This is a genomic window from Bacillus sp. 03113 (assembly GCF_006546985.1).
Classification (GTDB): domain Bacteria; phylum Bacillota; class Bacilli; order Bacillales; family Cytobacillaceae; genus VATK01.
Genome location: NZ_ML637008.1, coordinates 261931 through 285892, shown reverse-complemented (window position 1 = coordinate 285892; position 23962 = coordinate 261931). Strand labels below are relative to the sequence as shown.

Below are 23962 nucleotides of genomic sequence, written 5' to 3'. Positions count from 1 at the left end.
TCTCCACCTGCTATTCTTTAGGATCCGCTAAAGTACAAATAGCTGAAGGACGTTTTATACGTAATACCGCAGTCTCATAAACCCGAAATGGGTGATTCATTCCCTCTTCTCCCAGATAAGCAGTTTCAAAATCTTCTGAAATAACGAGATCTAAGTTATTTCTTCCCGTATTCACAATTAGTCCAGTCTTCCCTTTCAAAACAGACGATTGAAAAACACCATCTGTAATAAGCTCACGGACATGCTCAATTTCTAATACATTCGTATCTTTATGTACCCTATGTAATAAAGAGTACAATTCGGGTGATAACACCATTGCATAAGGTCCAGTATGATCCATTTCCATTAATTTATTTCTTGCCTCTACCACATCTTGAAATGCACTGCCAGACTCATACCAATTTCCAATTAAATGCGTTAAGCGGCCTTTCACATTCATCAACCCTGGAATGTCGAATTCCTTTGAACCATGAAAAATCATTTGATCCTCAAGAATTGCAACATTGCGTGCAGCATTTGCAGCAGGAGAAAAATCGATTGGAATATCTAAAACCTTTGCTTGTTCTAAATCGCGCCAATATAGAACAAAATCGTTATAGAGCATGGGAATTGTATAATTTACCCTTTTAGCTTCTTCAAAATCAGTGTCAAAAGAGCCTTGAATACCCATTTTCGCTTTACTTGTTTCTAAATAAATATCATTATGAATACTTTGAACCCCTCTGCCAAGAGGTCCATATAATTCAATAAATCTTCGACCAACCAATTGTTTTCGTGCTGCATCAATGACTGTTTGATCTAATAGGTCAAAGTCATTATTTGTTAAAGTTGAATCTGGAAATAATTCTGCTTTATTCATTTTTATAGCCTCCTAACTTTATTTTCTTTCTATTAGTGAACCTACAGAAAAACTCTTTTTTCTTTTCGCTGGCCCTGTCGAAACAGAAACAGCTTCAGTCTTAGCTAAATGATCGTGGTCCTCATCATGATGCGCATGGGGATCAACATAATGATGATTAAAACGATTATTAATTTCTATTAGCATTTCTTTTACTTGTTGATAATCACTATAGGTAACCTCTCTTAACTTTGTTAGAAGAGATTGTCGTTCCTCGTCCTTAAACTGAAAAAGAGCCAAATCTAGATGTTCTACAAAATTATGCAAGCCGAATTTTTCCAAATTAAGCTCTTGCAAAAGCCGATTAAATTCATTATTGGTAGGAGAAAACGCAGTATCATCTTTTTCTTCATCAAATTTTGAAATAAGAGGAATGAGTTCAAAAAGTCTTGAAAGCCTTTGTTCTTCTTCTTCATAAATATGATGATAATATAAGCGCTCATGATCATCTGTAGCATTGTTTATGACAGGGTCTAACATACTCATGAAATCTTCAATTGCTGCTTTTGTCGTTGTAAAGATTCTATGTAAGGTGCTTAATTCACCTTTCAACCCTACCACCCCTTAAATAAATAATAATTGCTTAATCTATTATAACCTTCTACCAATCCTTTAAACAAAATTAACCTGCAAATATAATACTCTATATATGAACTCCCCCCACCTACCATCTATCACGGTTTAAAGTGGGGATTTTTCGGCTAAGTTAAAAACATACATTGGTATTAATCTTTGGTTTTGAAACTTTTTTGGCTATCATACGTATAACAACTGTAAGTAAATTCTTTATGAGGTGATCAAACAAAATGTTTGCACAGACAGTACATCCTAATCAACAATACTTGCCGTCGGTATTAAGAGTTTTCGCTTTCTCTCTTGCCATTGCGTTTCTCGGCACGATGGTTGGTGTCTTTGTACCGCCAGCACTCTTTCTACCATTAGTTATATTAGAGGTTGTTATGCTATTTGGTGCTTTTTTCTTACGTAGAAGAAAAGCAATCTCCTATTCATTCTTGTATGCCTTTACCTTTATTTCAGGGATCACGACTTATCCAATTGTTTCTCATTATATTGCGACCATTGGAGTGAATCTTGTATTAACGGCTTTGGCCACTACAGTAACTGTGTTCACAGGTCTTGCTGTTTATGCATCTACTACGAAAAGAGATTTATCCTTCTTAGGTGGAATGCTTATGGCTGCTTTATTAGCTTTAGTTGCCATTTCAATTTTTAATATTTTCTGGCCTCTAAACTCAACTGCTATGCTAGTGTTTTCCTTTATTGGTGTTCTAGTATTTAGCGGCTATGTTCTTTTTGATTTTAATCGAATGAAGCGCCATGGTGTAACAGCTGAAGAAGTACCGCTTATGGCATTAAATTTATACTTAAATTTTATTAACCTTTTCATCAATATCTTACGAATTTTTGGTATATTATCTAGCAAAGACTAACCATAATCAGCAGCAGACCTTTCTGCTGCTGTTTTTTTGTATTAGCTGTATTAAATAACTTTATTGATTTTTGAATCATTTAGCACGAATTACATAAAACATAGAGAGAAAGCGAGCTTTCTTTCTATGTTTTATGTAATTCGTGCTACCTTGAAGCATTGCTTCAAGGCGAGTGAAACTATGTTTCACTCGAATGATTCAAAAATCGTTTAAAAACCATGTTTTTTATTTTTCGATTCCTTCCACATTAAATATAAAAAATAAGGAGCACCTACTGCTGTAATGACCAATCCTGTTGGAATTTCAGTAGGAGGAATTAACCCGCGACCGATCGAATCTGCTACTAATAACAATAATGCCCCTATAAGTGCTGAAACAGGGATAAACAACTGATGTTCAGCTCCAACCAAGCTTCTTGCAATATGTGGGCTAATTAATCCAACAAAGCCTATCATACCAGCAGCTGCTACAGAGGCGCCGGCTAATAATACTGCTGAAGCTAAAAGAAAAAAGCGAACGAGCTCTACCTTGAGTCCAAGTCCGGTAGCAACAGAATCACCAAGCTGAAGAATATCTAGTGCTTTTGACATTAACCAAACAAATGGGAAGAATAATACAACCCATGGCAAAATCTGAATCACTTGCTCCCATGTTCTTCCCCATAGACTTCCATTTAACCAAAGGATAGCTGCATTTACATTTGTGTTTGCCTTTATCATAATTAATTCGATAAATGCCTGACAGAAAGATGTGACAGCTACCCCGACTAAAGCAAGACGAATTCGATCAATTCCATTGCGATAGGCGATAAAGTACACAATCAGTGCAGAAGCAGCTCCTCCTATAAAAGCAGCTATTCCAACAGCGCCAGGCGGAGAGTCCTGCCAAATAATTGTGACAAAAACAGCGGCAATACCGGCTCCCCCTGAAATTCCTAATGTGTCTGGAGCAGCTAATGGATTATGTAAAACAGATTGCGTAATGACTCCGGAAATGGCTAAACAAGCACCTATAAAAATCGCTAGTAAAATTCTAGGCATACGATAATTCATCACAATGTACGTAGTATTTTCATCTCCCAAACCAAAAAAAGTCTTTAAAATCGCAATAGGTGAAATGGGTACCGCACCAATCCCTATGTTTATAATGGCACACAAAAAAACGAGTATACATAGAACAGAGATCACAACAAATGCTTTTGTTCGTTCTGAAAATAATTTTGTTTGGATGAGATTCATGATGCCACCTCTCTTTTCTTGCGTGCTAAATAGATAAAATATGGTGTGCCGATTAAAGCCGTTGTGATTCCAACCGGTGTTTCATAAGGAAAAGATATAGAGCGGGAACCTACATCTGCAATGAGTAAAAGAATCGCTCCATACAATGCACTGATTGGAAGAACCAATCGATAATCCGTTCCAACAAGGATTCGTACAATGTGAGGAACAATTAATCCAACAAAGCCAATCGGACCTACAATAGATACCGAAGTACCAGCAAGGAGAATGACAATTAACGCACATAAGACTCTTACTAAAACGACGCGCTGGCCCATTCCCTGGGCAATATCCTTTCCTAAATTTAGCATGGAAATCGAACGACTCATCAAGCATGTCCAAATAATCACAATAATGCTAACCGGAAGTAAAAGCGAAACATCCCTCCATTCAGTACCGGCAACAGATCCTGCAAGCCAAAATAATACATTTTGTGTAGAATCTTCATTAAAAACAAGCAAGCTTTGTGTAATTGATCCAAGAAATGCTTGAATAACGACGCCTACAAGAGCCAGTTTGACTTCAATATTCCCACCCTTGAATACACTACTTAATAAGAAAATAATACATGCTGCTAACAGACTTCCTAAAAATCCAGCTAACATCAAAAATACTCCACTAATAGCGGGAAAAAGTACAATACAACACACAATAACACATGACGCACCTGCATTAATCCCAAAAATGCCAGGAGAAGCTAAGGCATTTCTGGTCAACACTTGCATAATCGAGCCCGCAACAGCTAGATTTGCTCCAACTAATGCAGTAATGATAGCTCTTGGCAGCCTAACGTCATGAACGATAACTTGCTCTTTAGTGGATTCATAGTGAAAAATGGTCTCTACAATCGTTTTAGGTGATACTTGAAATGGGCCAATCATTAAGGAGAGTAAGAAAGCGGCAAAAACGAATAGGATTCCAATAATGCTTACATAGAGCGTACTCTTTATCTTTTTACTTTTGTTATACAATCTCTTCATTCAATCTGCATTCCTTCCATGTTAACAAAAGAGCAAGCAAAAAGTTAAAGTAATCCCTTTTTACTTGCTCGTATCTTAACTTACTTTATCCCGCATTAACGGGCAGTAAATCCCCAGAGAAACGAAGGTAGGGAATAACTGCCCGTAAAAGCTCGAAGACGGACAGGACGTCCTAGTCAGGCGAATGCCACAGGATGTGGCATATATGAGCGTGATTGGTTCAACTAACCAACAGCGGGGGAATGGGTGATAGACAAAAGAGTGACATCCTTTCGTGTTGCATAATCTAGCACATTCTAACCATCAAACACCCCTACCGATGGAAGTTTCACCTTATCACCTTCTCTAAGTCTGGAATTATCTCATTTATTGAAAGCAAACTTCTTCTTCTTGACCAATCACTATGATCTACTTCAAATACTTTTCCTTCTTTAACAGCCGTTAATTGATTCCAGAGTTTGTCGTCCTTCATTTTTTCTTTTACTGAGGCTTCTTCTTCGTTAATTGAAACGATTAAAATATCTGGGTTAAGCTTTAATATTTGTTCAACCGTCATTTCTTTACTAACCTCTTTTTCATCCTGCAGAGCATAATTGACTCCCAAACCTGTTAGAAAGGATGGCAGGAAGAATGATGATGTATTGCCATCAAAAACACCCTCATCACCTGCACTTACAAATAATACAGATTTTTCTTTATTTAATTGATTCTTAATGCCATTAACCTTCTCATTATGATCAGCAACTAATTTTTCTGCATCTTCTTTTTTCCCAAGTGCTTCCCCAATTTTCTTAGTTACGTCAACGGTATCTGTATATGTAGCATCCTGATTCTTTAATACAACAGTAGGTGCAATTTTTTCTAGCTCTTCGTAAATATTTTTATGTCTGTCTAAATCTGCAATGATTAAATCAGGATTCAAGGTACGAATCACTTCAAGATTCGGTTGCGACCTTTGTCCAACAGATTTATAGCCTTCGATTTTTTTTAATGCTTCTTTAGGTAAACGCTCTGGTTTATTATCATCAGCTACCCCAACTAGCTTTACTCCAAGTGCTGCGACGACCTCGGTAAAGCCTTGTTCTAACACAATTACCCTCTTCGGATTTAAGGATACCTCCGCCTCTCCTAATTCGTGAGTAATTTTCCTAGTTTCCACTGTCTTATTTTCATCTTCGGCTCCATCTTTTACTCCACTACTACACGCACTCAGTACTAATGCGACTAGTACTATAGTAATAGAAGAAACCATATTGCGTATCTTTTTCATCTTTTTCCCCCTAGTGAATATGCCTGCGCGATGGGCAAAACTAATCGGTTTAGCTCAACAATGGATTGTAGAACAAACAGCCTAACTTTTTGTTTAGCAGAGCCCTAAATCAGCAATCGGCGAAGCGAACTCTTGACAAACCGAACTTGCCAATGGTTTAAAATGGAAAGAACCAAGGGCTTATTTGGTATGTTTTCTTTTGTTCCCTTCGCCCTTGATAACCTGAAGTCAAACCATTGGCGTGTTTGTCAAGAGCGATTGTGGCGGTCAGAAAACTTCTTTTGGCATTAGCTTGAACAATAATCTGTTTTTTCATAGAACTTTTGACACTACCAAAAACACCTTTTATATGATTATGATAATCATTATCATATAAAAGATCAATACTTATTTTCTTAAAGAATTCGTTCAGAAGAAATCGATCTCTCAGTATGAAATTTTTCTGTCGTCATCTTCTAGGACTTTCCTTCCGAACAGAAAGCCCTAGAACTTTAAACTTCGCTGTGAAATTTTTCTTAATCTCTTATTAATGAGCTGTATACCTTTTTAAAAATATGGATTCCTTGGCGTATCTGGTTTTCATTTAAGTAGGAATAACTCAAACGTATATAAGGAAGATCCCTGCCCCCTGGATCACAAATGCGGCCAGGGACAAATGATACGGATTGTTGAATGCTTTGTTGAAGCATTGAGGTCATATCAATCTGCTCATGTAACTTCACCCATAAATTTAATCCTCCTGATGGGCTTATCCATGACAATCCAGTATTTTGAAGCTCCTCCTCCATTACTTCTTTTCTAATTTGCAAAGCGATCCTTAGCTTTTCCATATGCCTATGCATGCGTTCAGATGTCAAAAAAAATAAAAATGCCTTCTGATTTAAAAGAGGGGTTCCATTGTCCGCAAGCGCTTTAGCCTTTAATAACCATTGGATTAATGAGGGATGTGCAATCATCGTACAAATTCTTAGGCCCGGAGCAACGTATTTACTAAAGCTGCGTACATACACCACATAGCCATCCGTATCATATTGAAAAATAGGGGCAGGAGGCGTTTCATGGAAATAAATTTCATGATATGAATCATCCTCAACGATTAAGCATTGATATTTTTCGGCTAGTTCTACTAATCTTTTTCGCTGTTCTTTTGGAACCGTATAGCCTGTTGGATTATGAAAAGTAGGATTCAAATAAAATATTTTGGGCTTATGGCGCTTCATCAGCTCTTCCACTTTATCTAGATCAAATCCATAAGAGTGTATTTCTACAGGCAAAAGATGCACACCTCGTTGTAAAAAAATATCGATAGCTGCACTATACGTAGGACTATCGATGAGAACATAATCGTGCATATGAACAAAGACCTTTGCAATCAAATCAATGGCTTGCTGCGCACCAGTCGTGATGACCAAATTTTTGGTTGAAACATGCAGCTGATGATATTGATAAAAGTAGGTGGATAACTCCTCAAGTAATTCAGCATCCCCTTGGACAGGGGCATATGTACCGAGCAGTTTAGGATATCGGTCAAATATTTTTCTTACTTCCTCGGATAGAAATTTATTTGGAAGAAGAAGAGGATCAATAACAGCAGTAGAAAATTGATAATTGGCCTCTAATTGATGGATTTCTGATAAGTAGCTGTTTTGAATATAGGAATGAATGATCGGATGAGCATGATCAACCTTCTCTCCTTTTTGTGACAGAACAAAATAACCTGACTTATCCTTTACATACAAATATCCATCATCACGTAAGCATTGATAAGCTTTAAATACAGTTAAGCGATTAACTTGTAGCTCTTGCGCTAACATACGAATCGAAGGTAGTTTATCATGCGGTGTCCATTCTTTACTTCTGATTCGATTGAGTACATATTCATATACTTGTTGAAAAAGTGGAATACGATTTATGGGAAGCGATTGTAGTCTATTCAATTTTTTATCCCTCCTTTATTCCATTATAAAGGAAAAAAATCAAACTGTTCTATTTTAAATAATCTGTTCTATTGCTAATTATTTATGATAATCACAAGGAGGAGTTAGTTATGATTATCGTATTATATGTTGTGATGTGTGCCATTTTTGGAACAACCTTTTTAGCCATCAAAATTGGCATTGATGCAGGGCTAGAACCTATTTTTTCAGCAGGAATCCGTTTTTTTCTCGCTGGAATGATCCTTTATATGATCATCGGATTTAAGGATCGTAAAAATTTCAAGCTTCTTTTCCAAAAAGAATTAATGATTACCGGTTTTTTTCTAACCTTTGGAACCTTTTCTGCTCTATATTGGGCAGAAAAATATGTCTCTTCAGGAATCGCGGCTCTTTTATCAGCAACAGGCCCGATTATGATCTTATTCATTCAAGGTGTCATATTAAAAGCAAAAATGAATCGATTAACAATATTCGGTGGACTTGGAGGCTTTATCGGGGTTTTCCTTCTGTTCTTACCAGGGCTATCAATTGAAAAGAATAGCTTTTGGTTGATTGGTTGTGGAGTTATTATTGTTGGAGAATTGTTATACTGTATCGGAACGGTTTACTCAAGCTCTGTCATTAAGAAGTTCAATCAATATTCACCTATTGCTTTAAATGCAGTGCAAATGACATATGGAGGGGTTTTCCTATTTGTATTTTCTTTTTTTATAGAAAAAGGAAGCCTTTCTGATTTACATTCTTTCGGTGCTATCAGCTCTTTAATCTATTTAATTATTGCAGGCTCAATGCTAGGACATACGATTTTCTATTTATTGGTCGCAAAAACAAACGCATTTTTCCCTACGACATGGCTGTATGTATCTCCTGTTATCGCTCTTGTCATAGGTGCTATCTTTTATCATGAAACATTGCAATTATCTATGATTGTTGGAGCTTTATTCATTCTATTTAGCCTGATTCTTGTAAACTTTGATAAACTAATAAATACGAGAAGAAGTGTCAAACCTCAAACCATCTCATAACAAATGCAAATAGAAGGTGTCTAAAAAGGCAACATATTTTTTAGACACCTTATTTACTCTGGCAGTTGCTTATAAGCCATTTTTTTGATAATTTCCTCATGCTGTGGATACATCTTTAAAAGATCCTCTTGTGCAAATAACTCAAAATCCTCGTATTCAAATCCGGGGGAAACCATACATCCGACAAGAGAAAAGGTATGTTCCTTTACCACTGTAGAACCAAATATGCATCCTTTAGGTACAAGTATCTGTGGTGCTTCTCCTTGATCTAAATGGATTCCAAGATTAATTTCTTCATATTGACCATCCGGATGAATCAAATGGATCGTAAGTGGACTTCCAGCGTGATAATACCACAATTCATCTGATTGTAAGCGATGAAAATGTGAAATATCATGAGATTTCAATAAAAAATAGATACTTGTATAAAGCTTTCTTTTTCCTTTAAAGCTTCCCACTAAATCAGACTCATATGTTCTTCTAAAATATCCGCCTTCAGGATGAGGCTCCAAGCCCAGTGATGTAATAAAATATTGAGGATCTTGTATGCTCACGGTTATCACCCTATTCTTTCATCTCATTTATTCTTCGTTTTTATTTTTAATATTACTGTGTTTACTTAATACATGTAAATGAAATAACCACTTTAAACTAATACTTTAGGTCTAAGACGATCTCTTCCTCGTTTCAATCTTGTTTTAACGGTTGATAAAGGTAAATTGGTTTTTCTGCTAATTTCCATTAAGGTTTGGTGTTGATAATAAAATAAAAGAATAGGATCACGATAAATATCTGGCAGCTCGCTAACCGTTTGAACCATTTCCTTTTGAGCATATCGATTTAATACCGTTTCCTCAGTCTGTTGCGAGACTTGTGTTTCATTTGTATATAAATATAATTTTTCTTCCCAAAAACGCTTCGCTGATTTTTCCTTTCTCCAGTAGTCTCTACATTTATTTAAAGCTATTTTATATAACCAGCTTTTAAATTTAGTCTTATCCTCAAATGATGAAAATCCGAGGTACGCGGAAATCAACATTTCTTGATAGAGATCCTCACCTAGCTCCTTATGCCTTACTAAAGATATTATATATTGAAGTAAGGAAGCCCCATGCTCTTGTACAAGTTCTTCAAACTCTCTTTCAGAATGGCTATTTTCTTTGCTTTTTTGAGGGTACATCCTTTTTCTCCTTCCATTTCCAATGATTTCTTATAACAATAGACGAAACCATTTATACAACCACTACACTTTTTTGAAAAAATATTAATTAAAACGATTAATAGGCGACATCCATACCGAGAAGCCTAATTTTCTGCAAATAGTTAAATAATGCATGGTAGTCAGTAATAAAGCACCCAGGTTCATTCCAATGATAATTCCATCCATTTGAAGGGTTGTCATCGATCCAAGGATATACATAGCTGTAAAGGAAAGAATGGTTGACCATATCGTCTGCAAAACAGCATCCTTCATTAAACCAAGTCCGATTAAAAATGCTTGCAACGGGATAGAAAAATAATGGAATAGAAAATAAGGCCATAGTAGTTCAACATAGGATGAAGCAGTTGTCGAATGAAAAAAGAAAAGCGTCAAAGGTTCTGCAAAAATATATAAAGCACCTACAGCAGGGCCACCATACAAGAAAGTTAAGATAATCACCTGTTGAAGCAGCTTTTGCATTTGATCAAGGTTTTTTTCTGCATATGCTTTTGAAACAGTAGGAATGAGCATGATCATAAAGGAATGCGCGATAAAGGCTGGGAAAAAACCTAACGACATCGAAATGCCTGCAAGCACGCCAAATTGCTCAGTAGCACTTGTTTGCGTTAAGCCAGCATGAATCAGAGCAGCTTTTATTAAAAAAGGCTGGAAAGCCGCGGTTAACGAATTAAATACTCTTAAACCAGTTGTTGGAATCGAAACGGCCATTAAATTGTTTCGAATGATTTTTCCTCCCAAGCTTTTCTGAGGGTCTTTTTTCAGCTGCTGATATTGAATAAAGAACATATGAATTAAGTAAAGAAAAACAACGATATCACTTCCGACCAATGTGCAAAATGCAATTAAAACAGATGTTTCTATATCGAATTGGAACCATTGAAATAAAAAGACCAAGAGGATTAACTGAATAATTCTTCTTAAAAAATTAGCTAAAGCAATCTTCCCCATTTGCTGTTTTCCCATAAAAAATCCACGAGCAATTGATGAAAAAGAAACGATTGGGATCATGAATAGAACGAGCCATCTAAATAAACGGTGATATTGACCAAATATCGAAATAAAAGGCATCGAAAAAATCGTTACAACCATTAAGATTGCTGTAATCATAATCGTTAATTGAATCACATGCTTTAGCATACTTAGGTGATATTTCTTATCCTTTTCAGCGATAAATTTTGAAATGGAAATAGGAAGCTCAAAGCTGGCTAATAACACGATTAGAAAAATCGTAGGGAGAATCGACATATACATCCCCAGCCCATGCTCCCCCAATTCTCTCGCTAATACCATATTGACAATAAACTCGATACACTCGCCAAAAAAAGCCATGATGACTAACAAAAAAGTACCCTTATAAAACGAGCTCATAACTCTCTCCTTTATCATAAAAGGAAAACCAGTCTTTTCTTTCCTTTTTATTTTGTTTTTAAAACATATGAGACAAGTCATGAGATTATTTTATTTGTTTAAAAATAGTGACTATATATTTGTGATTAGGATAGCGAAGAAAATTTGTTCACTCTAAAAGCGAATCCCGCTGGAAAGGGATAAAAGAAGTTTATAAAAAGTTAGTTAGACAAATTTAAAACGTATTTTAAAGAGGACGCCCATCAGATGGAGAGGAGCTCCATCTGATTTTTCCGTTTATGTATCATGATTTTTATTTTACAATTGAATGCTTAAAGGCATATATGACCGCTTGCGTACGATCCTGAACCTGTAGCTTACTTAATATATTACTAACATGTGTTTTTACTGTTTTTAAAGCAATAAACAATTCATCTGCAATTTCTTGGTTTGTTTTCCCTTCTGCCATAAGTAATAAAATTTCCATTTCTCTACCTGTTAGCTCTTCGTGAAGTTCATGATTATTTTTTTGTCTCATTTTCATCATCATTTTTCCAGTGACTTCTGGCTCAAGAATGGATTGCCCATGAAAAGTGGCACGCACTGCATTGGCGATTTCACTTGCTTTCGATGTTTTCAGCATATAGCTTGTAGCCCCTGCTTCTAATGCAGGATAAACCTTTTCGTCATCTAAGAAGCTAGTCACAATAATAATTTTTGCTTCAGGCCATCTTTCGATAATATTCCTCGTTGCCTCTATGCCATCCATTTCCTTCATCACTAAGTCCATTAAGATGATATCAGGGCGCAAGGCAAGAGCGATTTCAATCGCTGTTTTTCCATTATCGGCTTCACCAACCACTTCGATATCAGGTTGAGCTGATAAATATGAAGAAACACCAATTCGCACCATTTCATGATCATCTACAAATAATACTTTAATCATCTGCCCCACCCTTTTCTGCTATCATCGGAATTTTCACTTCAAGACGAGTTCCTTTATTTTTTAAGCTAATAATTTTTATAGAACCCCCTATTTCAATTGCCCGTTCATACATATTTTGAAGACCATATGAACCGGCTTTCCTCTTCTCTACATCAAATCCGACTCCATCATCAATGACACGTAAAATAATAAAATCATCTCTCTTAATAAGCAGAACTTCGAGCGTCGTTGCCTTCGAATGGCGAAGTGTATTCGATACAGATTCTTGAATAATGCGAAATAGGTGGTCTTCTATGCCTTTATCAAGTGGATCATTCTCTAGCTTCCACATGATTTTCATCGTTACCTTCTGAGACAATTCAACTAAAAGCTCTTCGATCCCTTCCTGTAAGGTCTTCCCTTTTAAAGCAATGGGCCTTAAGTGCAGAAGCAGGGCTCTCATTTCTAACTGAGATTGATGGATCATTTCTTCTACCATCTTTAATTGCTTCGTCTCTCTATCATCTGAAAAAGGCTTTGTTTCATTGATCGCTGACATAAGCATAGACGCTGCGAATAGCTGCTGACTGACAGAGTCATGAAGCTCACGGGCAAGGCGCTGTCTCTCTTGGGAAATCATTTCTTGAATTCGCTGCTCCTGATCCTCAGCCTTTTCATTGGCTAGTTTTTGGGAAAGTTTTTTCTGTTCCATCAATTGATTTTGCAGCTTAATCACACGGTCAATGATAAAGTGAAGCTCCATTGAAGAATTAAGCTCCTTATCATCATAGGACACTCGTCCTTCCTCCACCCGTTGCAGGAGATTTTCGGCCACTTGAAGCTGCTTACGTGAAAAAAAGCCTGAAAAAGCTCCTAATATTAGCCCAATAACAATACTTACACTAATAACAAACAGAATAAAAGGGATATCCATTAAATCCTTTTCCCAAAGACTTTCCCAGTCTGGTAGAGGAAAAACAATAAAGAAAGAAATAGATAGAAGGATTAAGGTACCTACTGAGATAAGAATTCCCCATAATATATGCCTTTGATAAATGCTCATATGCGCTTCACCTCAAGATTTCCGACAATTAATGAGGTGAAGATTTTCACTTTTTGTTCTGCTGTCTCAAAGCCTGGAGTTTGAACTTGTATGGCTTGATTAAACAATTTAGACTCATGTATATCAAAAATAGTTGTAGAACCTGCAATAACAGAATGATGCACATCGACTTCTAGATCATATGGGATGAGTACTCTAACATTTCCGATATAATTACGGATAAAAATAACAGTTTCTCCTTTTGGAAGAACGGTATAGCTAAGATCAATTACGGTATCCCCTACCCCAGCTTGTATATTGACATCAGACCATTCATAGACATGCTCTGGCGTTTGCTGTTTTCCAAAATAAGCATTATGAAACAAAGAACATTTACGAATGTAAGGTTCTTTCTGTTCATTTATTTCTGGTTCCTTAATAATCGGCTGAATTTTCGCTGCATTCTTTTTTGATTGAACAAATTGAATCACATAATATATAAGGATAGCGAATAAGAGAAATTTAAACGTAATCATACTTACAATGCTTAATACTAAAAAGATAATTCCCGCCCAAAAAAGAAATTTCCCTATCTTCTTTGTTCTCCTTTTTTTGCCTATATAGATCATTCCTGCAGCTACTAGAAGGGAAAAAATAACTCCACTATTAAAAAAGAAAAACTCTAGCAACAGAAGAATTCCCCCTGCCAATATGACTAGGCTGAGATAATTGCTTACGATTTTGTTTAACATTGGAAATCCTCCCTTCTAGACAGTTGAAATAAGAAAGTTTTTTAAAGTAGACTTGTGTCAGAATGTACGAGTGTCGATGAAGACATAAGGCCGTGGCGTACTTAATAGGCCAGTGCTTAATTCCTATATGATCTAGCCACTCCAGAATTGAATTTAAAGAACACCTTTTATTAATGCTTGTCGGGGCTGCAAGGCGCTCTCGCTTTTAATAAAAAGGCGCAGTTTCCCACGCCTTTTTAGAATAACATGTTTGGTTTACGAAATAGAATCGAATTCTTCTTTTTTCATCTTTTTTTCTAATTGAGCAATTCTTCCATCAATGGTGTCACGGTAATAGTTGCTTTTTATTTGCTGTTCTAAACGATCTAGATACGTTTCAATTTCCTGAAAGCGTGAAAAGGATTGATTGGTATCTTTATCAAGCACTTGATTCATTCGATGATGCGCTCTCGCTACATTTTCTTGTCCCATAAGCTCTAGACGACGAATATTCATATCTTTTAGCTTATGCTTCATTTCTTCATATTTTTGTTCAAGCTCTCCAAGCTGCTGTGTTACTTTTTTTAGTGATTCCTTTAAATAAGCTGCTCGTTCTTCATATTGAGTCTGTTCCTGTAAAGCAAATTCATATAACTCTGTTTCACCTGCTTTCGATGCGACATCAGCTTGTTTTTTCCGTTTAACGGCTAAATCGTTGGCAAATTGGTATTCTCGTGTGAATTCATCTTTTAAAGAATATTGACGCTCCAACAGCTTCCTTACCTTTTCAGTTTCTTGTTCACATTCACGTAAGTATTGATTTAACAAAGCAATTGGATTTTTTCTTTCTTTTTGATCTAAAGCTTCATGCATATCAGCTAACACTGTATCTTTGATTCTTTTTAATAAATTTGACATCGTTCATTCTCTCCTTTTATGAATGTTTTTGTAAGTTAGACCATTCTTTTTCAAAGTTTACAAATGGATCATTTTCTTTCTTAGTTTTTTTTCCTAGACGATTCCATTTTTTATAGACAATGTATAAGATATAAGCAGCGACTGCACCCAGGATTGCAGGTGCATTTGTTGCAGCGGCAATCAATGCGATTACACCGATGATCCCCCATCCAATCTTTCCAAATGTGCTCTCAGCTTTTAAAAATTGTTTAAAGACAAAATACAGAATCGCTAAACTAACGAGTAGCCCTACTAAATGACCTAGGCTAGAAATAAGCACGACTGCTGCAATACCTCCAATTAATAACAACCCAAATTTTTTCATTTTTCGTTGCCTCCTTTCTTGATTTCATCTTACCTAGAATAAAGCTTCTTCATAACGAGCTAGAGCTTTATTTTCTTCTAAGACCTGAGACGTATGGATAATAGGGAGGATTTTAAACCTTTAAACACAGCTAAGAAAAATGTCTCTAATAAGAAAAGCGCAAGCGCCTTGATCAGCCCTGAAGTAAAATGTTCATTTGGCTCAAAAGGTGCTTTTCACTTTTAGAGACAAAAGGTTATTTTTCACAAGGGCTAGGCGCTGTAGCTAGACACTAGTCGGACTTCAGAAAACTTATACTTTCTTATCCTTGAACAAAAAAATATCTGACCCTAGGGATCAGAACAATCTACTGAAAGTAGCAGGCATTCGCCTCGCTACTTTCCTGAAAAAACTACAAACGAAAAAACAGCTAAAGAAAAAAATGGATCATTTTTCTTTAGCTGTTTTTACTTTTTAGGGACTTTTCGGACAGCCCCATTCTTTAACATTCGACTTTCCAAGCAATCTTTTGTAGCATCTTTATTTCTTCTTTTCTTCCTTTTTTCTGACCTGACGAGATTGAATATTTTCTGGATCTAACCCATTTCCAAGTGAACCATAAGCATTTCCTAATCGAGGATCCACTAATTCAGTATTTTGATCATATACTCTTGGCGTTTTCCAAAGGGCGATTAGTGCTTTAAAATGGGGCATTTCATGGTAACGGTCAGGCCACATTTTTTTAATATGCTCTTTCACAATTGGGTAATATTTAGGGCTCATTGCCGGAAATAGATGGTGCTCAGTATGGTAAGAAAAATTAAAATGTAAGACATCCACCCATTTCGGTACGGTTACTGTAAGACTATTAGCCAGTGGATCATTTACCGGCACAAGCGGATTTAAGCGATGATTTGTAGAGATATAACCCATGACAATTAAATTAGCAATTAATAGTGGCAGTAAGAAGGCAAACAGCCATTTCAAAGGACCAATGACAAATAATAAACCAATCCATGTTGCCCAAGGTAGAATCAACTGAATCCAAACAGCTGGTTTTTTCTTTGGCTTAAATTCTTTAATATACAACATAAACATCATTGTAGAATGCACAGAAAATTGGACTGCTAATGACAAGAAACTTGCGCATGCACGAATAGGAAAAGGAATTTTATATATCCACTTTAAAAAAGGTTTATCAACAACTTGCTCTATATTTGGCCACGCATCAGGGTCTTTATGATCATCCTGTGTATGGACATGATGATTCATATTATGCCATTTTCTCCATAAATTTGGACCTGTCGATAACGGCCAAAAGGCAATTGCTCCAAGCAGATCTCGTATCCAGGCTTTTCTAACAATCGTCCCATGTAGAATTTCATGACCAAGAAATCCTAGCGAAGCAAAGCTTGTTCCAAGGATTACTGAAACAACTATATTAATAATGGGGTGTAAATCAGTTATACTGATCATTAAAATCCCCATAATTACCACAATTAAATATGCAAACCCTCCCCATAAACGACTAGGAACAGGTTTCAAATATTCTTTAGGAAGTAAAGGAGCAATTTTTGCTGCATACCAACCAAAACTATGAAATTCTTTCAACGTAAATCTCCTCTCGATATCAGCTTTTATCCTCACTTTTATTTTCAGATTATTAACAATTATTTCGTCTTTCTAATAATAAGAATGACCTTAATGTTATCAGTATAAGCAGCCATTTGCAACCACATATTATTACCAGGTAATAACATGTGGTTGCAAATGGCTCTAGTATACAAAATCTTTTTTATGGAAAAATGGTATGGTAAGCAAATCAATAATAGGAGGAAAATTATGACTAATTTAAATCCACTTCAATCTCTGAAGCCTTATTGGAGAGAAATAGATCTTCCTAAGTTTGATCCACTATCTCATGATCTTACTGTTGACGTGACCATTGTTGGAGGAGGGATAACTGGAATAACTGCTGGTTATCTACTCGTACAAGAAGGTCTCAAAGTTGCTATTTTGGAAGCCGGAGTGATCCTGAATGGAACAACTGGACACACAACCGCGAAAATAACCGCTCAGCACGGGCTTATTTACGATGAATTAATAGCCCATTTTGGAGAAGAGAAAGCAAAGCTATATTACGAAGCCTCTGATTATGCCTTACAGTTTATAAAAAAGAATGTTGATAGTAAAGGAATCCAATGCGATTTCACTACAGAGGATGCTTTTATTTATACGAGTTCTGATCAATACGTAACTAAAATTGAAAATGAATGGAGAGCGTATGAAAAGCTTGGAATTAAAGGAGAATTTGTTCATTCAATTCCATTTAATATTGACATAAATAATGGAATAAGCATGAAAAATCAAGCCCAGTTTCACCCCTTAAAATATTTGCAAGCTCTTACGAAGGAATTTATACATGCAGGAGGAATGATTTTTGAGCAAACAGCTGCTGTAGATATTGAGGAAGGAAGAAATCCTTCTGTCTTAACAGAAAGCGGTCATAAAATAACAAGTAAGCATATCATCATCGCCTCGCATTTTCCATTTTATGATAAAAAAGGACTTTATTTTGCAAGAATGTTTTCAGAAAGATCATATGTATTAGGGATTAAGTCTAATCAATCCTACCCTGGAGGCATGTATATAAGTGCAGATAAACCAACACGTTCCCTTCGATATACAAATAGGAATGGAGAAAAACTAATACTAGTGGGCGGTGAGAATCACAAAACAGGTAAGGACATCGATACAATGATTCATTACCAAGAACTTAAAAAATTTGCAGAGGATACATTTCAGTCAATCGAAATTCTTTATCATTGGTCTACCCAGGATCTTATTACCCTGGATAAAGTGCCGTATATTGGTCCAATAACCTCAAATAATCAAAACATTCTTGTTGCGACTGGTTATCGAAAATGGGGAATGACAAATGGTACAACAGCAGCTATTTTGTTAACAGATATGATTATGGAAAAAGAGAATCCATATAAAGAAATTTTCAGTCCTTCAAGGTTTCAGGCTGATCCTAACATCAAAAAAATTATTAGCATAAATGCTGATGTAGCAGCAAATTTGTTAAAAGGAAAACTTGAATTTGTTCCAAAGGATCCTAATGATTTATCGGAAGATGAGGGTTCAGTAGTGATGGTGAATGGCAAAAGAGCAGGAGCCTACAAAGAACCTAATGGTAAACTGCACATTGTCGATACAACCTGTACTCATTTAGGCTGCGAGTGTGAATGGAATCATGCAGAAAAAACGTGGGATTGTCCATGTCACGGATCTCGCTTTTCCTATGACGGAAACGTAGTAGAAGGGCCTGCTATAAAACCACTTAAAACGTTAGATTTCGAATAATGCTTTTCAAAGGCTGTTAAGACAAACTCAGCTCTTTTATACAGCCTTTTTTTATTTTTTAAAAACAATAGATTCATCTTTAATAGTGTTAAAATCCACCTTTTTTACTCCATAGGATATAATATACATATAAATAGTTATTCCCATTCAATTATTCTGTAAAAGCTTTCTAATTTTGAGGTGACGAATATGAAAAGAATTGAACGGATTTATCAGCGATTAGAGGAAAAATGTGATGAACTAAATAAAGAGCAGCTATTAAAAAAAGAAGGGTTTTCAGCATTTGATCTTGCTGACGATCTAGATATTCTAAGAAATAATGTAAGCCTTGAGTTAAATAATCTTGTTCGTGAAGGAAAAGTAATTAAAATAAAAAAACGTCCTGTTCTCTATATTCCTCGGCAGGTCATTAAAAAAAATTTTGGCAATATGATCGACCGATCGATATTAGAAATTCACTCATTAAATGATTTGTATCAGCCAAGGGTAAATTCAGCACATCTACACGATGAAAATCCTTTTAAATTGTTAATTGGCTGTGAAGGGAGCTTAAAAAAACAGGTAGAGCAAGCAAAGGCTGCCATCGTCTATCCTCCAAAGGGACTTCATACGCTAATTTTAGGTCCAACCGGATCAGGTAAAACCTTATTTGCACATATGATGCATAACTACGCAATTTATGCTGAGAAAATGAATAAGCAATCACCTTTTATTGTTTTTAACTGTGCAGACTATTACCATAACCCTCAACTATTAATCTCACAAATTTTTGGTCATGTGAAAGGTGCCTTTACAGATGCAAGCTCAGACAAACAAGGGCTGGTTGAAAAAGCACACGGCGGGATACTCTTTTTGGATGAAGTACACCGTCTGCCTCCTGAAGGGCAGGAAATGATCTTTTATTTTATGGATTCTGGAGAGTTTAATAGATTGGGAGAAACGGAAAGAAACCGAAAAGCCAATGTACTGATAATAGGAGCAACGACAGAAGATCCAACCTCATCTTTTCTAAATACTTTTTTAAGACGGATTCCAATCACCATTACCATGCCTTCCTTTCATGAACGACAAGTGAAGGAAAAAGTAGAATTAACGAAATATTTACTTGTTAAAGAAGCCGCTCGTATTCATAAAAATATTAAAGTACATGAAGATGTCATAAGAGCGTTAATCGGCAATGTTACCTATGGAAATATCGGTCAATTAAAATCAAATATTCAGCTTGTTTGTGCACAGGGATTTCTCGAAAGCATTCAAGAGCCTTTTGTACATCTAAATGCGAAAACACTTCCTCAAGAAATGAAGGAAGGCCTTAGCCTCCTTTCTCGTAATCGAATTGAAAATGAGGAAATTGCGAAGTTTGTCGATACTGTTTCCATTATTACCGGAGAAAGCAATCAAGATTTAATTGAAGATGATGTTTATGATCTTCCCTTTGATATGTACAAAATCATTGAAGATAAGGCAAGTCTGCTGAAGGATGAAGGAGTTGCCCGTGAAGAAATCAATAAGTTTGTCACAACAGATATTAAACTGCATGTGAAAAGCTTTTATCAGCAGGTAGTGAAGCATAATAATCTTAAGCTTTCAAAATTAGTTGATAAAAAGGTTCTTCAATTGGCCGAAGAATTAAGATCTTTGTCTCAAAGCATGTTAAATCGGACATTTAATGACAAATTTATTTATTTTATTAGCCTGCACATCGATGGTTTTTTAAAACGTAAAAACAGATCTAGAAAAGATTTGCCTCTTCTTCATGATCTATATGATCTTATGAAAAAAAATAATAAAGAGTATCAAGTGGCATTAAAAATGAAAGAAATAATCGATGATAAATTAGAGATTAGCCTTCCAGATATCGAAGTGATGTATTTAGCGCTTCTTCTCATTTCAGCAGATGAACTGAATAAAAAAGGAAAAGTCGGAATTGTTGTAGCTGCTCATGGAAATAGTACAGCAAGCTCAATGGTAGATGTAACAAAGGAATTACTTGGAGATTATAACATTCAAGCTGTTGATATGCCGCTTGATGTGAGCTTTAACGAAATCTTAAGTAAGCTTATTAAAGTTGTACAAGAAATGAACAGAGGTGAAGGGGTCCTTATGTTGGTCGATATGGGTTCCTTGTATTATTTTGAGGAAAAAATTAAAGAGCAATCTGGAGTTGAGGTAAAAGCTATTGATATGGTCTCTACCCCTTTGGTTTTAGATGCGGTTAGAAAGGCTCATTTCCTTGAAATGGACTTACATTCAATCTATTCTTCCCTTAAAAGCAATCATGAATGGATGGAGACACGAGTTGAACCGGTCACGGATCATCCAAAAGCTATTTTGACCATCTGCTCAACTGGGGAAGGAACAGCTCAAAAGTTAAAAGAAATGATCAAAGCGTATATCGATGAAATCACAGATACACCAATCACAATACTTCCAGTATCAACATTCAAATTAAAGGAAACGGTAGCCAATCTGAAAAATAAATACACGATTGTAGCATCCGTTGGGGTCAAAAATCCGCGCCTTGAGGCACCCTTTATATCCCTTGAAGACTTTATTGAAGGAAAAGGGGAAAAAGTTTTAAATCAAGTTCTTAATAATCGATCCATTGATTCAAACGGAAATCACTCGAATATTATTCTTCAAAATTTATGCGAAGATAGTTTGAAAAATTTTTTACTTTATTTAAATCCATTTCGTGCCACTTCAAGCTTGTTATTATATTGCAAAAAATTAGAAAAAGAATGGGATGTCCATTTTAAAAATACAACAACTATTCGCATTGTTTTGCATACCGCTTTTGCACTTGAAAGATCGATAATCAAAAATGAATTACAGTACAGGCAAGAAAGAACCAATGAAAAATATCTATTATTACAAAGAGTGAAATCTGCTTTCACCATCATTGAAGAACAACTAAATATTACTATATCTGATGACGAGCTACTGTTTATTATAGATTTAATTTCTGAAGAATTTAACAATACAAACGAAAAAAATGCTTCAAAGTTTTTAAGTAGATAAGGTATCTGTATTTGTTTTTACTCAATTGGAAATGTAAGTGCTTTATTTTTAGATAAAATGACTTCAATAGTGTATCAAAATTGAAAAAGAATAAATTAGTGTATTAAAAAAGAAGTTGTCCATTTGGTCAATTTCTTTTTTTCTTCCTTAGTGTATCAAATATCCATTTTCTTTAAAAATGATCACGAATGAAAACAAAAAAAATTTCCTATTGATTTCGTTTATATTACAAGGTTTACGAATGAAAAGAAGAAATTTTTTAAAATTAATACTAAACTTGGCACGGTACTTGCTTATTAATATAGTGTAAGAAAAAAAACCAAGGAGGTGAAAGGTATGATTGCTCTAATTGTTGCTACTCATGGTGAATTCTCTCGAGAAATCGTAAAATCGGCAGAAATGATTTTTGGAAAACAAGAAAATATTTCGTCAATTACATTTAATCCAGGAGAAGGACCCGATGATCTTCAATTGAAATATCAAAAAGCTTTAAATGAATTAGATTCAAATGATGGAACCCTTTTTCTAGTTGATTTATTTGGAGGTAGCCCATTTAATGCAGCGGCACTTATCGCCGCAGAAAATGAAAAAATGGATGTGATTACAGGTATAAATATGCCTATGCTATTAGAATGCCTTGATAAAAGAAATTATTCTAGTTTAATAGATTTAGTTGAGAGCATTCGTCAAACAGCAACCGAAGGAGTTCGAACATTAAAACAAAGCTTAACAGCTAGCAGTATCAGTGAGGATGGTGATTTATAATGAATATTACATTAGTTCGCATCGACGATCGACTTATTCACGGGCAGGTAGCAACATCATGGTCAAAGGAAGCAAAATGTGACCGTATTATCGTTGTATCTGATGAGGTAGCAAATGACAATTTGAGAAAAACCTTGTTAATATCAGTATCTCCACCAGGCATTAAAGCAAGTGTCATACCAATTGATAAAATGGTTAGAGTTTATCAAAACCCAAAATACAGTGATACAAAAGCAATGCTTCTTTTTACAAATCCTACAGACATTGTTAGAGTTGTTGAAAACGGTGTTGACATTAAAAGTGTCAATGTAGGAGGAATGAGCTTTAAAGAAGGGAAAAAGCAATTAGCAAATGCCATCAATGTTGATAATAAAGATATTGAGTCATTTAAAAGATTAAATGAACTGAATGTTAAGCTAGAGATCAGACATGCGATTACTGATCCTAAAGTTGATTTAATGACAAAATTGTAAGCGCATTACAACATAAACCGTAAGTATTTTTAATCAAATTTTTTGAGAGGTGAATAAGGCATGACTACCTTACAGATTATTTTGGTATTACTGATTGCAGCGATTACCGGTATGGGAAGTGTGTTAGACGCATTCCAAACCCATAGACCTCTAGTCGCATGTACATTAATAGGGCTTGTTCTAGGTGATGTCAAAACAGGTATTATTCTAGGGGGAACCTTAGAAATGATGGCTCTTGGCTGGATGAATATCGGTGCTGCAATGGCCCCTGATACAGCAATGGCTTCTGTTATCTCTACCATTCTTGTCATTACAGCCAATCAAAGTATTGGGAAAGGAATTGCTGTAGCAGTCGCACTTGCCGCAGCTGGTCAAGTATTAACAATCTTTGCAAGAACATTAACAATTGGTCTTCAGCATAGGGCCGATAAATATGCTGAGGAGGGAAATTTCAGAGGAATTGATTTGATGCACTACGTTGGTCTCGGGATACAAGCTTTACGTGTTGTGATTCCAACTTTAATTGTAGCATTAATCAGTGTAAATTCTTTCCAAGCAATGCTTAATGCTATCCCAACCGTCATCACTAAAGGTCTGCAGGTTGGTGGAGGAATTGTCGTTATTGTTGGTTACGCCATGATCATTAACATGATGGGTGCAAAATATTTAATGCCTTTCTTCTTCCTTGGATTTGTTTTTGCAGCTTTTACAAATTTCAATCTCGTTGCCTTTGGTGTCTTAGGACTTGTAGCTGCAATCTTTTATATTCAATTACATCCTAAATATTCCAGCACTAAACAACAACCTGCCCTTGCTCTTGCTAGCACACATCACGGTTCTATAGATAATGACCTTGATGATGATTTAGATGATTAAGAAAAGCAGAAGCGCCTTGATCATCGACGTACAAACTGGAGGAGCTTCGACTGAGATAAAGGAAACACGATAAGCGACAGCGAATCGATGTTGAC

Annotated in this window: 23 protein-coding genes; 7 read left to right on the top strand and 16 right to left on the bottom strand. The window is 35.7% G+C overall.

The window, feature by feature from the left end; all coding sequences use genetic code 11:
- Window positions 1-10 precede the first annotated feature (10 nt).
- Complete coding sequence (locus FDO66_RS01235; RefSeq protein ID WP_141430577.1) at window positions 11-859, bottom strand: family 1 encapsulin nanocompartment shell protein; 849 nt, start codon at window positions 857-859, stop codon at window positions 11-13.
- A gap of 18 nt (window positions 860-877) precedes the next feature.
- The gene (locus FDO66_RS01230; RefSeq protein ID WP_141430576.1) at window positions 878-1450 is read right to left on the bottom strand and encodes an IMEF encapsulin system ferritin-like cargo protein; all 573 of its coding nucleotides are present in this window, start codon (window positions 1448-1450) and stop codon (window positions 878-880) included.
- Between the two features lie 254 nt (window positions 1451-1704).
- Between FDO66_RS01230 and FDO66_RS01225 the strand changes: the two genes are divergently transcribed.
- On the top strand, window positions 1705-2349 hold the full coding sequence (locus FDO66_RS01225) for a Bax inhibitor-1/YccA family protein (RefSeq protein ID WP_141430575.1): 645 nt from the start codon (window positions 1705-1707) through the stop codon (window positions 2347-2349).
- 209 nt (window positions 2350-2558) lie between these two features.
- Here the strand turns inward: FDO66_RS01225 and FDO66_RS01220 are convergent, their stop codons facing one another.
- From FDO66_RS01220 to FDO66_RS01205, 5 genes are all read right to left on the bottom strand, one after another.
- Window positions 2559-3587, bottom strand: coding sequence for a FecCD family ABC transporter permease (locus FDO66_RS01220; RefSeq protein ID WP_141430574.1), 1029 nt, complete (start codon window positions 3585-3587; stop codon window positions 2559-2561).
- Window positions 3584-4606 (bottom strand): FecCD family ABC transporter permease, encoded by a 1023-nt coding sequence (locus FDO66_RS01215; RefSeq protein WP_141430573.1) that lies wholly within the window; start codon window positions 4604-4606, stop codon window positions 3584-3586. The genes FDO66_RS01220 and FDO66_RS01215 overlap by 4 nt, the downstream gene beginning before the upstream one ends.
- A gap of 328 nt (window positions 4607-4934) precedes the next feature.
- The gene (locus FDO66_RS01210; protein ID WP_141430572.1) at window positions 4935-5876 is read right to left on the bottom strand and encodes an ABC transporter substrate-binding protein; all 942 of its coding nucleotides are present in this window, start codon (window positions 5874-5876) and stop codon (window positions 4935-4937) included.
- 157 nt (window positions 5877-6033) lie between these two features.
- The gene (locus FDO66_RS20655) at window positions 6034-6192 is read right to left on the bottom strand and encodes a hypothetical protein (RefSeq protein ID WP_181444397.1); all 159 of its coding nucleotides are present in this window, start codon (window positions 6190-6192) and stop codon (window positions 6034-6036) included.
- A 199-nt stretch (window positions 6193-6391) separates the two neighbouring features.
- On the bottom strand, window positions 6392-7813 hold the full coding sequence (locus tag FDO66_RS01205; RefSeq protein ID WP_258535524.1) for an aminotransferase-like domain-containing protein: 1422 nt from the start codon (window positions 7811-7813) through the stop codon (window positions 6392-6394).
- Between the two features lie 110 nt (window positions 7814-7923).
- On the opposite strand from FDO66_RS01205, the gene FDO66_RS01200 reads away from it, so the two are divergent.
- Window positions 7924-8838, top strand: a complete 915-nt coding sequence (locus FDO66_RS01200) for a DMT family transporter (RefSeq protein WP_141430571.1) — start codon at window positions 7924-7926, stop codon at window positions 8836-8838.
- 53 nt (window positions 8839-8891) lie between these two features.
- Here the strand turns inward: FDO66_RS01200 and FDO66_RS01195 are convergent, their stop codons facing one another.
- The 9 genes from FDO66_RS01195 to desB all read right to left on the bottom strand — a co-directional run bounded on the left by FDO66_RS01195 (window position 8892) and on the right by desB (window position 16977).
- Entirely contained in the window at window positions 8892-9392 is a 501-nt protein-coding gene (locus FDO66_RS01195; protein WP_141430570.1) for a cupin domain-containing protein, read from the bottom strand.
- Window positions 9393-9484: 92 nt separating this feature from the next.
- Window positions 9485-10018 carry an RNA polymerase sigma factor gene (locus FDO66_RS01190; protein WP_141430569.1) on the bottom strand — a complete coding sequence of 178 codons (534 nt, stop codon included), beginning with the start codon at window positions 10016-10018 and terminating at the stop codon, window positions 9485-9487.
- Between the two features lie 84 nt (window positions 10019-10102).
- Window positions 10103-11428 carry a polysaccharide biosynthesis protein gene (locus FDO66_RS01185; RefSeq protein ID WP_141430568.1) on the bottom strand — a complete coding sequence of 442 codons (1326 nt, stop codon included), beginning with the start codon at window positions 11426-11428 and terminating at the stop codon, window positions 10103-10105.
- A gap of 292 nt (window positions 11429-11720) precedes the next feature.
- Window positions 11721-12353 (bottom strand): response regulator transcription factor, encoded by a 633-nt coding sequence (locus FDO66_RS01180; RefSeq protein WP_141430567.1) that lies wholly within the window; start codon window positions 12351-12353, stop codon window positions 11721-11723.
- Window positions 12346-13395 carry a sensor histidine kinase gene (locus FDO66_RS01175; protein ID WP_141430566.1) on the bottom strand — a complete coding sequence of 350 codons (1050 nt, stop codon included), beginning with the start codon at window positions 13393-13395 and terminating at the stop codon, window positions 12346-12348. The genes FDO66_RS01180 and FDO66_RS01175 overlap by 8 nt, the downstream gene beginning before the upstream one ends.
- Window positions 13392-14126, bottom strand: coding sequence for a cell wall-active antibiotics response protein LiaF (gene liaF / locus FDO66_RS01170; RefSeq protein WP_141430565.1), 735 nt, complete (start codon window positions 14124-14126; stop codon window positions 13392-13394). Before liaF ends, FDO66_RS01175 begins: the two co-directional genes overlap by 4 nt.
- A gap of 255 nt (window positions 14127-14381) precedes the next feature.
- On the bottom strand, window positions 14382-15023 hold the full coding sequence (locus tag FDO66_RS01165; protein WP_141430564.1) for a PspA/IM30 family protein: 642 nt from the start codon (window positions 15021-15023) through the stop codon (window positions 14382-14384).
- A gap of 16 nt (window positions 15024-15039) precedes the next feature.
- Entirely contained in the window at window positions 15040-15387 is a 348-nt protein-coding gene (locus FDO66_RS01160) for a lmo0954 family membrane protein (protein WP_141430563.1), read from the bottom strand.
- A gap of 519 nt (window positions 15388-15906) precedes the next feature.
- The gene (gene desB / locus FDO66_RS01155; protein ID WP_141430562.1) at window positions 15907-16977 is read right to left on the bottom strand and encodes a Delta(10) desaturase DesB; all 1071 of its coding nucleotides are present in this window, start codon (window positions 16975-16977) and stop codon (window positions 15907-15909) included.
- A gap of 231 nt (window positions 16978-17208) precedes the next feature.
- Between desB and FDO66_RS01150 the strand changes: the two genes are divergently transcribed.
- From FDO66_RS01150 to FDO66_RS01130, 5 genes are all read left to right on the top strand, one after another.
- Window positions 17209-18732: an FAD-dependent oxidoreductase gene (locus FDO66_RS01150; protein WP_141430561.1), complete on the top strand. Its 1524-nt coding sequence runs from the start codon at window positions 17209-17211 to the stop codon at window positions 18730-18732.
- A gap of 189 nt (window positions 18733-18921) precedes the next feature.
- A complete protein-coding gene (locus FDO66_RS01145; RefSeq protein ID WP_141430560.1) occupies window positions 18922-21753 on the top strand; it encodes a sigma-54-dependent transcriptional regulator in 2832 nt (943 codons plus the stop codon).
- A gap of 336 nt (window positions 21754-22089) precedes the next feature.
- Window positions 22090-22518, top strand: a complete 429-nt coding sequence (locus tag FDO66_RS01140) for a PTS sugar transporter subunit IIA (RefSeq protein WP_141430559.1) — start codon at window positions 22090-22092, stop codon at window positions 22516-22518.
- On the top strand, window positions 22518-22991 hold the full coding sequence (locus FDO66_RS01135; RefSeq protein ID WP_141430558.1) for a mannose/fructose/sorbose PTS transporter subunit IIB: 474 nt from the start codon (window positions 22518-22520) through the stop codon (window positions 22989-22991). The genes FDO66_RS01140 and FDO66_RS01135 overlap by 1 nt, the downstream gene beginning before the upstream one ends.
- Window positions 22992-23051: 60 nt before the next feature.
- Window positions 23052-23867, top strand: coding sequence for a PTS mannose/fructose/sorbose transporter subunit IIC (locus FDO66_RS01130; RefSeq protein ID WP_141430557.1), 816 nt, complete (start codon window positions 23052-23054; stop codon window positions 23865-23867).
- The last annotated feature ends 95 nt before the right edge of the window (window positions 23868-23962 follow it).

Excerpts from the sequence above, each read along its gene's own strand:
- FDO66_RS01190 (WP_141430569.1), bottom strand. The coding sequence starts at position 10,018 with ATGTACCCTCAAAAAAGCAAAGAAAATAGCCATTCTGAAAGAGAGTTT.
- FDO66_RS01210 (WP_141430572.1), bottom strand. The coding sequence starts at position 5,876 with ATGAAAAAGATACGCAATATGGTTTCTTCTATTACTATAGTACTAGTC.
- FDO66_RS01215 (WP_141430573.1), bottom strand. The coding sequence starts at position 4,606 with ATGAAGAGATTGTATAACAAAAGTAAAAAGATAAAGAGTACGCTCTAT.
- FDO66_RS01200 (WP_141430571.1), top strand. The coding sequence starts at position 7,924 with ATGATTATCGTATTATATGTTGTGATGTGTGCCATTTTTGGAACAACC.
- FDO66_RS01150 (WP_141430561.1), top strand. The coding sequence starts at position 17,209 with ATGACTAATTTAAATCCACTTCAATCTCTGAAGCCTTATTGGAGAGAA.
- FDO66_RS01160 (WP_141430563.1), bottom strand. The coding sequence starts at position 15,387 with ATGAAAAAATTTGGGTTGTTATTAATTGGAGGTATTGCAGCAGTCGTG.
- FDO66_RS01175 (WP_141430566.1), bottom strand. The coding sequence starts at position 13,395 with ATGAGCATTTATCAAAGGCATATATTATGGGGAATTCTTATCTCAGTA.
- FDO66_RS01135 (WP_141430558.1), top strand. The coding sequence starts at position 22,518 with ATGAATATTACATTAGTTCGCATCGACGATCGACTTATTCACGGGCAG.
- FDO66_RS01185 (WP_141430568.1), bottom strand. The coding sequence starts at position 11,428 with ATGAGCTCGTTTTATAAGGGTACTTTTTTGTTAGTCATCATGGCTTTT.
- FDO66_RS01225 (WP_141430575.1), top strand. The coding sequence starts at position 1,705 with ATGTTTGCACAGACAGTACATCCTAATCAACAATACTTGCCGTCGGTA.
- FDO66_RS01235 (WP_141430577.1), bottom strand. The coding sequence starts at position 859 with ATGAATAAAGCAGAATTATTTCCAGATTCAACTTTAACAAATAATGAC.
- FDO66_RS01220 (WP_141430574.1), bottom strand. The coding sequence starts at position 3,587 with ATGAATCTCATCCAAACAAAATTATTTTCAGAACGAACAAAAGCATTT.
- FDO66_RS01180 (WP_141430567.1), bottom strand. The coding sequence starts at position 12,353 with ATGATTAAAGTATTATTTGTAGATGATCATGAAATGGTGCGAATTGGT.
- FDO66_RS01130 (WP_141430557.1), top strand. The coding sequence starts at position 23,052 with ATGACTACCTTACAGATTATTTTGGTATTACTGATTGCAGCGATTACC.
- FDO66_RS20655 (WP_181444397.1), bottom strand. The coding sequence starts at position 6,192 with ATGAAAAAACAGATTATTGTTCAAGCTAATGCCAAAAGAAGTTTTCTG.
- FDO66_RS01165 (WP_141430564.1), bottom strand. The coding sequence starts at position 15,023 with ATGTCAAATTTATTAAAAAGAATCAAAGATACAGTGTTAGCTGATATG.
- FDO66_RS01140 (WP_141430559.1), top strand. The coding sequence starts at position 22,090 with ATGATTGCTCTAATTGTTGCTACTCATGGTGAATTCTCTCGAGAAATC.
- FDO66_RS01145 (WP_141430560.1), top strand. The coding sequence starts at position 18,922 with ATGAAAAGAATTGAACGGATTTATCAGCGATTAGAGGAAAAATGTGAT.
- liaF (WP_141430565.1), bottom strand. The coding sequence starts at position 14,126 with ATGTTAAACAAAATCGTAAGCAATTATCTCAGCCTAGTCATATTGGCA.